Origin of the sequence: Actinomadura sp. J1-007, from assembly GCF_009793335.1 — a bacterium.
GTDB classification, from domain to species: Bacteria; Actinomycetota; Actinomycetes; order Streptosporangiales; family Streptosporangiaceae; genus Spirillospora; species Spirillospora yumaensis.
On the sequence record NZ_WING01000001.1, the window covers coordinates 4,791,824 to 4,804,355 of the forward strand.

A 12,532-nucleotide genomic window follows, 5' to 3' on the forward strand; every position below is an offset into this window, starting at 1 on the left:
GGCGACGGCCGCGTCGCCCCTCCCCTTCGCCGAGTGCGCCGCCGGTCCCGGCAACCAGAAAGTTCGGATTCGCCCGCAAGAAACGGCGGTCCCAGAGGGGTTACCAGGTGTCCGACTCGTACGGGGCAGCTGAGAGGGGCCGTGCGTGAGCAGTGGGAGCACCGGTGACCAAGAGGACGAGGAGACATGGTTCACCTCCATCTACCGGCGGCACTATCCGAGCGTGCTCGGCTACGCGCTGGCGCATGACCGGCGCGACGTCGCCGAGGACATCGCGAACGAGACGTTCCTGACGGCCTGGCGGAAGCTCGGGTCGGTCCCGGCCGACGATCCGCTGCCGTGGCTGCTGGGGGTGGCGCGCAGGCACCGGCTGAAGCTGCGCGCCGCCGGCCGCCGGCACGACTCGATCGCCGACCGCGTCGTCCGGCTCGCCGACGAACGCGACGCGACGGCCTGGGACACCGGGTCGCTGGTGGCCGAACGGGACGTCGGGCTGGCCGCGTTCGCCGCGCTGCCGGACCGGGACGCCGAGATCCTGATCCTCACCGCCTGGTACGGGCTCGGCCCGGCGCGGGCCGCGGTGGTGCTCGGGTGCTCGACCGCGACGTTCTTCGTACGGCTGCACCGGGCGCGCAGGAGGCTCGCGTGCGCACTCGACGACCACGCAGTCCCCGGCGCCCTGGCGGTCGTCGGCGAATCCCTGGAGGGGCAGCACCGATGATCGACAAGACCGTTCGGGCCCTCAAGCCCGCCGCGCTCGACGACGTGGAGCGCGGCCGGGTCGGTCCCGAGCACGACGAGCGGATCGCGGCCATCATGGCGTCCGACCGGCGGGCGCGGCGCCGGTTCGCCCTGCCGTCGGCGGGGGTGCGCGTCGCCGCCGTCGCGGGGCTCGCCGCGAGCATCGCCGTCGGGGCGACCGTCCTGGAGAACCTGGGCGGGACCGACGAGAATGGCCGTCGCCGCTCCGTCCTGCCCGGCTTTCCCACGGGGGCGGCCGCCGACGCCGCGCAGGTGCTGGACCGCGCGGCCCGCGTGGCCGAGGCCAGGCCCGCCGGGACGCCGCGCGAGGACCAGTGGACCTACCTGGAGGAGCGGTCGACCTCGACGTCCAGGAACGCGGGTGCGCGGGCCGCCGGGGACCCGCTGGTGACCTCGACGGTCGTGACCTGGCAGCGCGTGGACGGCAGCCGATGGGCGGTCAAGGACGGCGAGGGCCGGATCGCCTTCCAGGACCCGCGTGGCATCACGCCCCGGACCGACTACGACGCCGTCGCGGCGCTTCCCGCCGATCCCGCCAGGCTGCTCGCGGCGGCGCGCGCGCAGTCGGCCAAGGCTCCGGTCGCCGGCGCCGGCGGCGGTCCCGCGACGCTGTCGTACCTCAACACGATCCTGCGCGACAGCGTCCCCCGCCGAAGATCCAGGCCGCCGTCTTCAGGGCGATGAAGCTGGTGCCGGACGCCGGGCTGGTCTCCGGGGCCAAGGACCACGCCGGACGGGACGCGGTCGCCATCGGCTGGACCACCCCGGACGGGCTGCTCCACGAGGAGGTGCTCTTCGACCCGCGAACCTATGCCTACCTGGGAGAACGAGCCGTCGCGGCCAAGGACCACACGGTCGGCGACGACCTCGGCCGCACGGTCAGCGTGCGCCGCGGCACCGTCCAGAGGCTGGAGGTGCGCATCCGCTCCGGTTTCGTCGACAGGCCGGGTCAGCGCCCCTGACGGCCCCCGGACCAGGGCGGGTGCTCGGGCCTCTCAGAGGGTGAGGTCTCGGCGGAGGCGGTCCACGTGGCCGGTGGCCTTCACGTTGTAGTACGCCTTGTCGATCTTGCCTTCGGCGTCGATGAGGAAGGTGGAGCGGATGACGCCGACGACGACCTTGCCGTAGAGCTTCTTCTCGCCGTACGCGCCGTACGCCTTGAGGATCCCGGCGTCGGGGTCGGACAGGAGGGGGAAGGTGAGGCCCTCCTTCTCGCGGAACTTGGCGAGCTTGGCGGGCTCGTCGGGGGAGACGCCGACGACGGCGACGCCGGCGGCCTCCAGGTCGGCGAGGCTGCTCTGGAAGTCGACGGACTCCTTGGTGCAGCCGGGGGTCATCGCCGCCGGGTAGAAGTAGAGGATCACGCGCTTGCCGCGCAGGGACGCCAGGGACACCGGCTTGCCGTCGGCGTCCGGAAGCTCGAACTCGGGGGCGTCGTCCCCTGGCTGTAGCCGCTCGGACACGGATCCGCCTTTCGCTTCGGGTGGGTCGGGTCCACCGTACCGGCTGGGGTGGCGCGGGCGTTTCACCGCAAGACCTGCGACACTGTTCGGATCATGCGTCGCTCGACACGATAAGGACTACGGCATGGCTGACATGCGCGACCCGGAGGCGCTGGAGCGGGAGATCGAGCGCACCCGCATGGAACTGGCCCGCACGATCGACGAGCTCGCCGACCGGGTCAACCCGCGGAACGTCGCGCAGCGGGGCGCCGACCGGCTGAAAGAGGAGGCCGACCAGGTCGCCAAGACCGTCCGCGCGATGGTGTCGAACGAGGACGGCGAGCCGAAGGTCGACCGGCGGGTGCTGATGGCGGGGGCGGGCGTGGCGGTGGGGATCACCGTTCTGGCGCTCTGGCGCAGGCGCCGCCGCTGAGGACGTGCACGGAGGCGCCGGTCCGCGATGCGCGGCCGGCGCCTCTTCGCGTCCGGGCGAGGACGGCCGTGACGCCCTGGAACTCGGCGAGCTCGGCCCGGCAGGGCGCGCAGGCGCTCAGGTGCGCGCGCAGGTCGGCGGCCTCGGGGCCGCGGAGGCGGCCGAGGGCGTAGACGCCGAGGCCGAGGCGGTGCTGGCACTCTTCCACGGGTGGCAGTACGGGCCCGAGGGGGTCACCGTTCAAGCGCGATGCCGTGGGCGGCGACGCCCTCGTCGAGGATCGCCTCGGCGGTGTGCTTGCTGCGGACGAACGGGTGCGCGAGCAGCGTCTGGAGCGCGGTGCGGCGGGAACGGGTGACGGCGGCGTCGGCGGCGAGCCGTTCGTAGGCGTGGATGGCCTGGGTGAGGCCGCGCACGGGGCGCGGCAGCTCGCCCATCGCGAGGGGCGTCGGGCCGGAGCGGGCGACGAGGGACGGGACCTCGACGATCGCGTCCGGGGGGAGCGAGGCGATGGCGCCGTTGTTGACCGTGTTGACGATCATGCGGCGGTGCTCGTCGCGGTGGAGGGCGCAGATGACGTCCACGGCGAACTCGCCGTGCTCGCCGCCGCCGCGCTCGCGGCTCGGGTCGGGGTCGGGGCGTTCGGCCTCGGCGGCGATCTGCGCGTAGTAGCCGGGGAGCATGGCCTGGATGTCCTCGGCGCGGGTGGTGCCCTTCTCGCGCAGCTCGCGGACGACGTCGTCGTGGAAGAAGTAGTACTTGGCGTACGAGTTGGGCAGGAAGCCGAGGGCCTTGGCCAGCTCGGCCATGCGGGACGGGTCGCGCCAGGGGGTGGCGCCGCCGCCCGGGACGTCGAGGCGGTCGAGGAGCGCGGGCAGGTCGATCTGGACGCCGTCCACGCGGACGCGTTCGGCCCAGGTGGCGTGGTTGAGGCCGATCCAGTCGGCTTCGAGCCGTTCGGCGGGGAGGCCGAGGAGGCCCGCCCACATCTCGGTGTCGCCGGCGAACTGGTCGCAGAGGCCGATCACGCGGGCGCCGGTGTGGCGGGCGACGGCGTCGGTGACGATGTTGGTCGGGTTGGTGTAGTTGACGATCCAGGCGTCGGGGTCCGCGGCGGCGGCGACGTCCAGCAGGACGGGGACGCTGCGCAGGGCCATGAGGAACCCGCCGGGGCCCGCGGTCTCCTGGCCGACGACGCCGTGCCTGAGCGGGATCGACTCGTCGAGGTGGCGGCCGGCCATCCCGCCGGGGCGGAACGTGGTGAACACGTAGGCGGCGCCGTCCACCGCGGGCTTGAGGGCGGTGTGCTCGGTGACGGTGAACGCGGCGTCGCGGGCGGCGAACATGCGGCGGGCGAGCCGCGCCATCGTCGCGAGGTGCCCGGCGTCGGGGTCGTGGAACGCCAGCTCGGCGCCGGCGAGGTCGGCGGCGCGGTGCAGCAGGCCCCGGATCACGCCGGGCATGTAGCCGCTGCCCGCCCCGATGATCGCGATCTTCACGGTCCTCCTAGCGCAGGGTGGGCTCGGCGCGGGTGACGGAGTCGGCGCCGCGGTCCAGTTCGGTCTCGGGGATGTAGGGCACGACGAAGGCGTACTGCTCCAGGATCTCGGGGGCGACCTCGCCGGTCTCGCCGAACGCGGCGATCTCGCCCCAGCAGGGCGCGCCGAGCGAGCCGCTGTGGTGGCGGACCGACAGCCCGGCGCACAGGTTGGCGAAGTGCAGGCGCTGGCCGAGGGGCCATCCGGCGAGGGTGCCGAACACGAACCCGGCGGCGAACACGTCGCCCGCGCCGGTCGGGTCGAGGGCCTCGACGGGCAGGGCGGGCGCGGCGGCGCGTTCCCCGGTGCCGGAGTCGATCGCGATCGCGCCGCGGGAGCCCTGCTTGACCACGACGACGGGGACGCGTTCGGCGAGGGCTTCGAGGGCGTCGCCGGCGGTGGCGGTACGGGTGTAGGCCATGGCCTCGACGGCGTTCGGGAGGAACACGTCGACGTGGTCGAGGCGGTCGAGGACGTCGGTGGACCAGGTCTCGGTGGGGTCCCAGCCGAGGTCGGCGAAGACCAGGGCGCCGGCGCGGCGCATGGCGAGGGCCCAGTCGGGGACGGGGCGGTCGATGTCGACGAAGCAGGTGGCGGCGCGGGGCGGCTCGTCGGCGAGGTCGTCGAACAGGCCGGTGACGGCGGCGGACGAGGGGAGCGGCCGGTTGAAGGTGACCATGCTGCGGTCGGCGGCGTAGGCGAGGGAGACGGTGACGGGGGTGGACCAGCCGGCGACGCGGCGGGACCAGCCGAGCGAGACGTTCTCCTGCTCGCAGAGGGTGCGCCACAGGTACGCGCCGAACATGTCGTCGCCGAACGCGGCGGCGAGGCCGGTGCGCAGGCCGAGGCGGCTCATCGCGACGGCGATGTTGGCGATGCCGCCGGGGGCCGAGCCGAGGCCGTCGGTGACCAGCTCGGTGCCGGGCGGCGGCAGGCCGGGCAGCCCGGTGAAGATCATGTCCATGAAGACCTGGCCGGTGAGGAAGACGTCCAGGTCGTGCGCGGCGAGGTCGCGGGCGGACGGCTCGCGCCGCAACGGTCCGTCCGAGCGGAGCAGCTCGCCGGCCTGGCCGCGTTCGGCGCAGGGGTCCTCCAGGGACGGCCGCGGGGGACGCCGGGGGTGCTCATAGGCTCTCGGGCTGCGTGGCGGTGAACCGGGCCTCGACGGCGGCCCGGACGATCTGGGTGGCGGGCTCCAGGTCGAGCGGCTCGGGCTCGTCGGCGGCCCGGCGGCGGCGGCGCCGTAGGCCATCATCGGCTGCATGTGCTCGACATGGCCGCCGACGCCCTCGTCCGACAGGGAGACCAGGCCGGTGATGCGGCAGCCGAGGGCCTCGGCGTAGCCGCGGGCGCGGACGACGGCCTCGCGCGCGGCCTCGCGGGCGGCGCGGGCGTGCACCTCGCTGTCGCGGCGCAGCGCCCATTCGGGGCCCTGGACGTAGGCGCGCTCCTGGTCGCCGAGGCGGGTGACCAGCTCGCCGAGCACGGCGAAGTCGGTGACGGTGAGCTTGATCCAGACGGTGCCCTGGTAGCCGCGGATCTCGCCCTCGTCGCGGCGGCGGTGCCGCAGCAGCGGGGTGATCGACAGCGCGCCGGTCTCGGGCCGTTCGATCGCCTCGCCGTACGAGCGGACGAGCTCCAGGCAGCGCTGGTTGCGCTCGACGAGGCGGTCGAGCGCGGCGCGCCGGTCGGGCTCCTGCGACTGGAGGTGGACGGACAGGCGGGCGATCTCGGGCTCGGCCTCCAGGACCGCCTCGCCGCGGACGCTGATCAACGGGGCGTCGCTCATACCGGCCAACCTAACCGCTGTGCGGCCGGAACGGTCATGGTTGCACCGTTCCGTCCGCCGCGGCGGCGGTCAGAGGAACGTTCGCCCTTCCCCCGGTAGGTGGGGACGGTGCCGACGAGGTGTTCACCTTCCAGCAGGTGCAGCTCGGCGAAGCGTTCGCACAGCTCACCGGCCTTGGTGTGGCGGAACCAGACGCGGTCGCCGACCTCCAGCAGGTCGGCGGCGTGGCCGAGCAGCGGCGTCTGGACCTCGCCCGCGCCCTCCCTCGGGTCATAGGCGAGCCCGGTCGGCAGGTACGGCTGGGGGAGGCGGATCGCGTCGGCGGGCCCGGACGCCAGGTAGCCGCCGCCGAGGCAGGTGGCGACGCCGGGAGCGGGGCGGCGCGCGACGGGCAGCGCGAACAGGGCCGCGGGCCGTCCGGTGAAGTTGGAGTAATAGTCGAACAGGTGCGGCTGGTAGAGGCCGGACCCGGCGGCGACCTCGGTGACGGCGCGTTCGGCGGCGGTCTTCTCGACGCTGCCGGTGCCGCCTCCGTTGACGAACTCCAGGTCGGTCAGCTCCGTGACGGCGCGGACGATCGCGGCGCGGCGGCGGGCCAGCTCCATCCGGGACCGGCGCTGCATGGCGCGGATGACGCGGCCCATGGCGGGCTTGCCGGGCGGGGTGTCGCCGACGCCGGCGATCTGCGACTCGTACGCCATGAGGCCGACCAGGCGCAGGTTCGGCCGCTTGAGCACGGTCTCGGCGAGCGCGCGGACCTGCGCGGGCGTGCGGAGCGGGGAGCGGAGCGCGCCGATGCGGACGTGCCCGCCGAGCGGCCGGTACGAGGCGTCGATGTCGATGCAGACGCGGACGGGGCGGTCTCCGGCGGCGCTCTCGATGAGGTCGAGGTGCGCGGGGAGTCGACCATGAGGGTGACGGTGGCGGCGGCGTGCTCGTCGGCGGCGAGCGCGGCGATCGCGCGCCGGTCGGTGGTGGGGTAGGCGACGAGGATGTCGTCGCTGGTGCGGTGGCCGGCGAGCCAGAGGGCCTCGGGCAGGGTGAACGCCATGATCCCGGCGAACCCGTCCATGGCGAGGGCCTCGTCCAGCAGCGCCCGGCAGCGCACGGACTTGCTCGCGACGCGGATGGGCTTCCCGGCCGCGCGGGCGACGAGCGCGGCGGCGTTGTCCCGGAACGCGGCGAGGTCGACGGCCGCGAACGGCGCCTCCAGCTCGGCGGTCGCGGCGTCGTACCGATCCCGGATGTTCATGGAAGTCACCGCACCATGCTAGCCGGAGAACATGAAAACAGTTCACGTCCCCGGCGGGGTGGCGCGTTCAGCTCGCCCGGGGGTGGTCGGCGAAGAACCGCCAGAGCATCGTGCTCGCCTCGTCCGGCCACTTGTGGGTGCCGCCCTGGATCTTGCAGTACGCGACCTCCGCGCCGCCGTTCCCCTTGCCCGTCGCGGTGCACGAGGTGCGCGCGGTCAGCGCCTCCACCTTCCGCTTCGGCTCGGGCAGCCCCGCGGCCTTGCGCCAGAACTCCACCGCCTTCGCCGCGGGCGGGAACGGGCTGCTGTCGTTGACGTCCATCCGCCCGCCCCCGTTGATCGGCACGCTCCGGTCGGCCGTCCCGTGGAAGATCATCGCAGAGACGGGGCGGCCCGGATCGCACTTGGTCGCGAGCGCGCCCTCGACCACCCCGATCGCCGCGACCTTGCCCGGCTTCTCGCACGCCAGCCGGTACGCCATGCCCGCGCCGTTCGAGAACCCGGCCACGTACACGCGGTCGGGGTCCACCAGGCCCGAGCCGGTCAGCTTGTCGATCAGCTTGCTCAGGAACCCCACGTCGTCGATCTTGCCGATCTTCGACGCGCCGCAGCAGCCCCCCGCGTTCCACGTGGTCATGAACCCGTCGGGGTACACGGCGAGGAAGCCCTTGTCGTCCGACAGCCCGTCGAAGCCGGTGAGCGACCGCATCTGCTGCATGTTGGCGAGGCCGCCGTGCAGCGCGATCACCGCGGGCGGCGGATCGGCGGGCTTGCCGCCCTTCCACTTGCCCTTGGCCACCTTGGCGGGCATGTGCAGCAGGTACTCGCGGTGCCCGAACGTCCCGACGTCGAGCTTCTGCTTGTGCGTGCCCGCGGCGGTGGGGATGCCCCCGACGGCGGCCGGACGCTTCTCGCCGCCGCCCTTCTCGCCGCCGCCGTCCTTCTTCCCGCTGTCACACGCCGCCCCGCCCAGCGCGACCGCCAGGACCAGGGCGAGGAAGGCCGCTCCCCGCGTACGCCGCATTCGCTGCATGGGAGCGAATCTAACCCTTGGCCGCCAAAACAAACTACCGACCGGTAACACCCCAGGTCAGCGGGCCGCCGCCGCGTTCAGACGGCGGCGCGGAGGGCGGGGGCGAGGCCGGTCAGGCGGGCGAGGCGGCGGTGGGAGTCGAGCTTGGCGTCCTGGTCGTACGTGCTCGTGTGGACGAGGATCTCGTCGGCGCCGGTCCGTTCGACGAGGCCGCGGAGCTGCTCGGCGACCTGGTCCTCCGTCCCGTACACGTGGCCGTTCATCGACTCCTCGAAGATCCGGCGCTCCCGGTCGGTCATCGCCGTCGCCGCGATCTCCTCCGGCGGCGACAGCGGCGGGAACTCCCCGTGCGTCCGCGCATAGGCGTTCGACCACGCCTCCGGCATCAGCAGCCGCCGCGCCTCCTCCTCGGTGCCCGCGACCGCGACCGTCCCGGACACCATGACGTACGGCTCGTCGCCCCGGAAGTCCGCGCGGTAGCGCTCGATGGCCTCCACCATCCGCGCCTCGCCCCGCGCCGCCGCGATCACCAGCGGCAGCCCGAGCCGCGCGGCGAGGTCCGCGCCCGACCCGGTGGCCAGGATGAACGCGGGCACCCGCAGCCCTTCCGCGGGCCACGCGTGGACGCCCGGATACACGTCCTGGCCACCGTCCAGATAGCCGAGCAGCTCGGTCACCTGGCCCTCGAAGTCGTCGGCGTCGTCCTTGCCGTGCCCGAGCGCCCGCCGGACGCCGCCCGTGAACCCGACCGAACGCCCCAGCCCCATGTCGATCCGCCCCGGATAGAGCGACTCCAGCACCCCGAACTGCTCCGCGACGACGAGCGGACGGTGGTTCGGCAGCATCACGCCGCCCGTTCCGACGCGGATGCGGGACGTGGCCCCGGCGACGGCGGCGGCGAGCACGGTCGGCGCGGACCCCGCGACGCCCGGCACGCTGTGATGCTCCGACACCCAGAACCGGTGGTAGCCGAGCCGTTCCGCCTCCCGGGCGAACGCGACGGTGGCCCGCAGCGCCTCAGGATGCGGACGCCCCCGCCAGGTGCGGGAACGGTCGAGAATCGAGAACCGGGTCATATCCGGTTCAACGCTCCCAGGTCCCGGTCATTCCTGCGCCGGCGTTCACCACGACCTGCGGTGCTTGGCGCGGTCGGCCTCCTTCACGAGCGCCGCGCGCAGATCGTCCGCCGTCGGATACATGACGGTCGGATCCACTCCCGCCCGAGGATCGTGCAGCGTCGCCACCCACTCCCCGAGCCGCCCGTCACTCCGGACGGACCGGAAGATCCGGTGCCCGGTGAACTCCGCCCTGAGCCGTACCAGCGCCTGGTCGTCGGGGTGCGCGTTCCTGTCCATGGTGAGAATCCCTCGCCTCCGCTTCGCTGTTCGAAATGGCGAGACCAGCCTCACAGGTGGCGACTACGCTCTGGAAGCGGTTGATCACAACCCACGACGCACCACCCCCAAGATCGAGCACACCGGCCGATCAGGTGTACTTCTGGAGGCGAGATGCCCGCGCAGTCCGAGCCGTACGACGCCCCCGCCATCGTCACGTTCGCCAAGGAACTGGAATGGCGCCGCACGAAAGCCGGGCACAGCAAGAAGGAACTCGCCGCCAAACTCGGCTTCGCCGAGTCCTACGTCGGCCAGGTCGAACTCTGCAAGAACCTCCCCTCGGAGGACTTCGCCGCCGCCCTCGACACGTTCTTCCAGGCCGACGGCCTCTTCGGCCGCCTCCGCGACCGCATCGCCGAAACCCGCAACGCCCGCCAACTCCCACCGGGCTTCCTGCAATACCTGGAGTACGAGGAACGCGCCACCTACCTCCGCATCTTCAGCACCAACCTGGTCAGCGGCCTCTTCCAGACCGAGGCGTACGCCCACACGATCATGAAAGCGTATGCGGGCTCTGCGGTGAACGAGCGTGTCGCCGAACGCATGGAGCGGAAAAAGATCTTCGATCGGGAGAACCCGCCGCGCACCTTCCTCATCCTGGACGAGGGGGTCATCCGCCGTACGGCAGGCAGTGAGGTCATGCGTGACCAGCTCGAATATCTGTTGGAAGCGGGACGACGCGAGAAGACCCAGCTACAGATCGTCCCGTACGCCGCCGGGCACTATGCGGGACTCGCGGGAAGCTTCACCATTCTGGGGTTCGAGGATTCTCCGGAAGTTGCATACACGGAATCCGCGGGTGAGGGCGTACTGCTGGAGCAACGCGACAGGGTCGCCCTCCAGGCCGTAAAGTGGGACTTGATTCAGGGCCATACGCTTCCCGCTGACAAGTCGTTGTCCATGATCAAAGATGCGATGGAGCAACCATGAAAATGCGTGATCTGGCGGCTGCTCAGTGGCGCAAGAGCAGCCACAGTGGACCTGAGGGAGGGGAATGCGTCGAGATCGCCGACCTTCTCCCGTTGATCGTCGCTCACGGCTCCGAGGGGTGGCGCAAGAGCAGCCACAGCGGGCATCAGGGCGGCGAGTGCGTGGAGGTGGCGGGGTTCGCTCCCGTCGTTGCTGTCCGTGACTCGAAGGACCCGGAAGGGGCGAAGCTGATCCTCGGTGCCGACGCGTGGCGTTCGCTCGCGCGGCGGATCAAGGAGAGCGAGTACGACCTCGCCTGACGGACGGCGTCCTAGCCCGGGTTCGGTGACTCGGGCTAGGACGGGGCCGTGTCAGTTGCTGCGGGCGGCGATGAGCCGGGCGATGGCGTCGGGGACCCTGGTGTTCTCGCGGTCCCATCCCGGAAAGCTGTTGACTTCGCAGAGGGCCGGGGTGCCTTCGTCCCGGAAGAGGATGTCGACTCCGGCGATCACCAGTCCGGTCGCGGCGGCCGCCTGCGTCGCGAGTTCTTCGGCGGCGGGATAACGGCCGGTGCAGAACTCCGACGTCGCGCCCTGGTAGCGGTTCGAGGTGAGGCGGTCGTCGCGCGCGGTCCGTTCGACGGTGCTGACCACGGCGCCGTCCATGACGTAGATGCGGAGATGGCGGCCGTGGGAGTTCTCGATGTACTCCTGGAGCATCGACGGCACGTCCTGGCCGAGGCTGCCGGAGATGTCGGTGAGCAAGGTGCGGTCGGGCGCCAGGAAGACCCGCTTGCCGCGGTTGCCGCGGACCGCCTTCACCACGTACGGGCCCGTCGGAGGCGCCGCCGGAAGCGCGGCTTCGACGGTGCCGTGGGCATAGGTCACGGTGTCGGGCATCGGCAGGCCGTGGGTCGCGAACTGCTGGAGCTGCCAGAACTTGTTGACCGCCGTCAGGGTGGCGTCGATCGGATTGACGATGACGGCTCCCAGGGCGCTGAGCTGGCGCAGCAGCGTGATCTCCCGGTCGGTGTGCAGCGTCGGGGAGGCGAGGCAGGCGCACACGGTCCGCGGCGGCGGAAGCCGCGTACCGGTGTGGTCCAGGACCAGGAGCCGACCGTCCTTCACGGCGACGAGCAACTCGTCGGGATGCCGTAGCTGCCAGCGGCCCGGTAGGTGCTGGTCGAAGGCGGTGAACAGCTCGCCGAGCTCCGGAGGGCGGCCCAACTCCTTGGCGACCAGTACCCATACCGTGCTTTCCAGGGTGGTCAAGAGGCTCAGTTCCTCTGCTCTGTCGTCGGCGATGTCAGGCTTGGGAGAAGGTGTGCGCGAGTTCGTCCCGCCGGGCACGCCATTCGTGGTCGAGCAGGCTGAACAGCGTGAAATCCCACCACCTCCCGTTCTTGAAGGCGTACTCACGGATCGTGCCGACGCGGCCGGCCCCCGCCGACGTCAGGATCTTCTCGACCGTGGTGTTCCCTACGAGCGCGGCCATCGACAGCCGGTGCAGTCCCAGCTCCTCGAAGACGAAGCCGCACAGGAGATGGAACCCTTCGTGGCCGGCCCTCTGCCGTTGGGCGTCGGCCGTGAGGTTGGCGCCGTAGCATGCGGCGCTGAGATTGCGTTCGACATCGACGGCGATGGTGCCGATCACCGCGTCGTCCCGGCACCGCACGACCGCCATGCGGTACGAGCGGCGCGGCCGCTGCCGGGCGTCGGCCAGGGCCTGGGCCACGACGGCGGCGCACTCCTCCGGCGTCCGCACATCGCTGGCCATGTTCGCCATGAGCTCCGGGCTGGTCCAGATCTGCGTCAGAGTGTGCAGATCGGAAGGCGCGATCTCGCGCAGCAGCACGTTGCGGCCGCGTTGCAGCACCGGGCCGTCCTCCGTGTCCACCTGGTGCCCCGCACCCATGCCGGAAACGCTCACTGTGCTCTCTCCTCTACTCTCGGTTGGATCTCTGTGGCCTCGACGGGCCGC

15 protein-coding genes and 1 pseudogene are annotated in these 12,532 nt (G+C 72.1%); 6 read left to right on the forward strand and 10 right to left on the reverse strand.

The annotated features are described in order from the left end of the window. Nucleotides 1-145 precede the first annotated feature (145 nt). The 3 genes from GEV43_RS55005 to GEV43_RS21760 are packed head-to-tail and all read left to right on the forward strand — an operon-like array spanning nucleotide 146 to nucleotide 1,724. Entirely contained in the window at nucleotides 146-721 is a 576-nt protein-coding gene (locus tag GEV43_RS55005; protein ID WP_160822249.1) for an RNA polymerase sigma factor, read from the forward strand. Continuing rightward, entirely contained in the window at nucleotides 718-1,446 is a 729-nt protein-coding gene (locus tag GEV43_RS21755) for a hypothetical protein (RefSeq protein ID WP_160822250.1), read from the forward strand. Before GEV43_RS55005 ends, GEV43_RS21755 begins: the two co-directional genes overlap by 4 nt. Then, nucleotides 1,443-1,724: a hypothetical protein gene (locus tag GEV43_RS21760; protein WP_160822251.1), complete on the forward strand. Its 282-nt coding sequence runs from the start codon at nucleotides 1,443-1,445 to the stop codon at nucleotides 1,722-1,724. The genes GEV43_RS21755 and GEV43_RS21760 overlap by 4 nt, the downstream gene beginning before the upstream one ends. Nucleotides 1,725-1,757: 33 nt before the next feature. Here GEV43_RS21760 and bcp read toward each other — a convergent pair whose 3' ends face one another. Next, entirely contained in the window at nucleotides 1,758-2,225 is a 468-nt protein-coding gene (bcp, locus tag GEV43_RS21765) for a thioredoxin-dependent thiol peroxidase (RefSeq protein WP_160822252.1), read from the reverse strand. A 124-nt stretch (nucleotides 2,226-2,349) separates the two neighbouring features. On the opposite strand from bcp, the gene GEV43_RS21770 reads away from it, so the two are divergent. Continuing rightward, nucleotides 2,350-2,637, forward strand: a complete 288-nt coding sequence (locus GEV43_RS21770) for a DUF3618 domain-containing protein (RefSeq protein ID WP_160822253.1) — start codon at nucleotides 2,350-2,352, stop codon at nucleotides 2,635-2,637. Here GEV43_RS21770 and GEV43_RS21775 read toward each other — a convergent pair. The 7 genes and pseudogenes from GEV43_RS21775 to GEV43_RS21805 all read right to left on the reverse strand — a co-directional run bounded on the left by GEV43_RS21775 (nucleotide 2,600) and on the right by GEV43_RS21805 (nucleotide 9,604). Beyond that, nucleotides 2,600-2,845, reverse strand: a complete 246-nt coding sequence (locus GEV43_RS21775; protein WP_160822254.1) for a zf-HC2 domain-containing protein — start codon at nucleotides 2,843-2,845, stop codon at nucleotides 2,600-2,602. The genes GEV43_RS21770 and GEV43_RS21775 overlap by 38 nt on opposite strands. A 25-nt stretch (nucleotides 2,846-2,870) precedes the next feature. Beyond that, on the reverse strand, nucleotides 2,871-4,136 hold the full coding sequence (locus GEV43_RS55010) for a glycoside hydrolase family 4 (RefSeq protein ID WP_160822255.1): 1,266 nt from the start codon (nucleotides 4,134-4,136) through the stop codon (nucleotides 2,871-2,873). A 7-nt stretch (nucleotides 4,137-4,143) separates the two neighbouring features. Beyond that, nucleotides 4,144-5,964 (reverse strand): SIMPL domain-containing protein, encoded by a 1,821-nt coding sequence (locus GEV43_RS50735; protein WP_160822256.1) that lies wholly within the window; start codon nucleotides 5,962-5,964, stop codon nucleotides 4,144-4,146. Between the two features lie 69 nt (nucleotides 5,965-6,033). Beyond that, a pseudogene (locus GEV43_RS21790) lies at nucleotides 6,034-7,216 on the reverse strand (amino acid deaminase/aldolase). 67 nt (nucleotides 7,217-7,283) lie between these two features. After that, a complete protein-coding gene (locus GEV43_RS21795; protein ID WP_160822257.1) occupies nucleotides 7,284-8,249 on the reverse strand; it encodes a PHB depolymerase family esterase in 966 nt (321 codons plus the stop codon). A gap of 77 nt (nucleotides 8,250-8,326) precedes the next feature. After that, nucleotides 8,327-9,325: an LLM class flavin-dependent oxidoreductase gene (locus GEV43_RS21800; protein WP_160822258.1), complete on the reverse strand. Its 999-nt coding sequence runs from the start codon at nucleotides 9,323-9,325 to the stop codon at nucleotides 8,327-8,329. A gap of 45 nt (nucleotides 9,326-9,370) precedes the next feature. Then, on the reverse strand, nucleotides 9,371-9,604 hold the full coding sequence (locus GEV43_RS21805; protein ID WP_160822259.1) for a hypothetical protein: 234 nt from the start codon (nucleotides 9,602-9,604) through the stop codon (nucleotides 9,371-9,373). A gap of 153 nt (nucleotides 9,605-9,757) precedes the next feature. Here GEV43_RS21805 and GEV43_RS21810 point away from each other — a divergent pair, with 153 nt between their 5' ends. Together GEV43_RS21810 and GEV43_RS21815 are read left to right on the forward strand one after the other, a co-directional pair. After that, nucleotides 9,758-10,573 (forward strand): helix-turn-helix transcriptional regulator, encoded by an 816-nt coding sequence (locus GEV43_RS21810; protein WP_160822260.1) that lies wholly within the window; start codon nucleotides 9,758-9,760, stop codon nucleotides 10,571-10,573. Next, nucleotides 10,570-10,872, forward strand: a complete 303-nt coding sequence (locus tag GEV43_RS21815; RefSeq protein WP_160822261.1) for a DUF397 domain-containing protein — start codon at nucleotides 10,570-10,572, stop codon at nucleotides 10,870-10,872. Before GEV43_RS21810 ends, GEV43_RS21815 begins: the two co-directional genes overlap by 4 nt. Nucleotides 10,873-10,923: 51 nt before the next feature. Here GEV43_RS21815 and GEV43_RS21820 read toward each other — a convergent pair whose 3' ends face one another. Both GEV43_RS21820 and GEV43_RS21825 read right to left on the reverse strand, forming a co-directional pair. After that, nucleotides 10,924-11,823 (reverse strand): RimK family alpha-L-glutamate ligase, encoded by a 900-nt coding sequence (locus GEV43_RS21820; RefSeq protein ID WP_160822262.1) that lies wholly within the window; start codon nucleotides 11,821-11,823, stop codon nucleotides 10,924-10,926. 34 nt (nucleotides 11,824-11,857) lie between these two features. Beyond that, nucleotides 11,858-12,481 carry a GNAT family N-acetyltransferase gene (locus GEV43_RS21825; protein WP_160822263.1) on the reverse strand — a complete coding sequence of 208 codons (624 nt, stop codon included), beginning with the start codon at nucleotides 12,479-12,481 and terminating at the stop codon, nucleotides 11,858-11,860. Nucleotides 12,482-12,532: the final 51 nt, after the last annotated feature.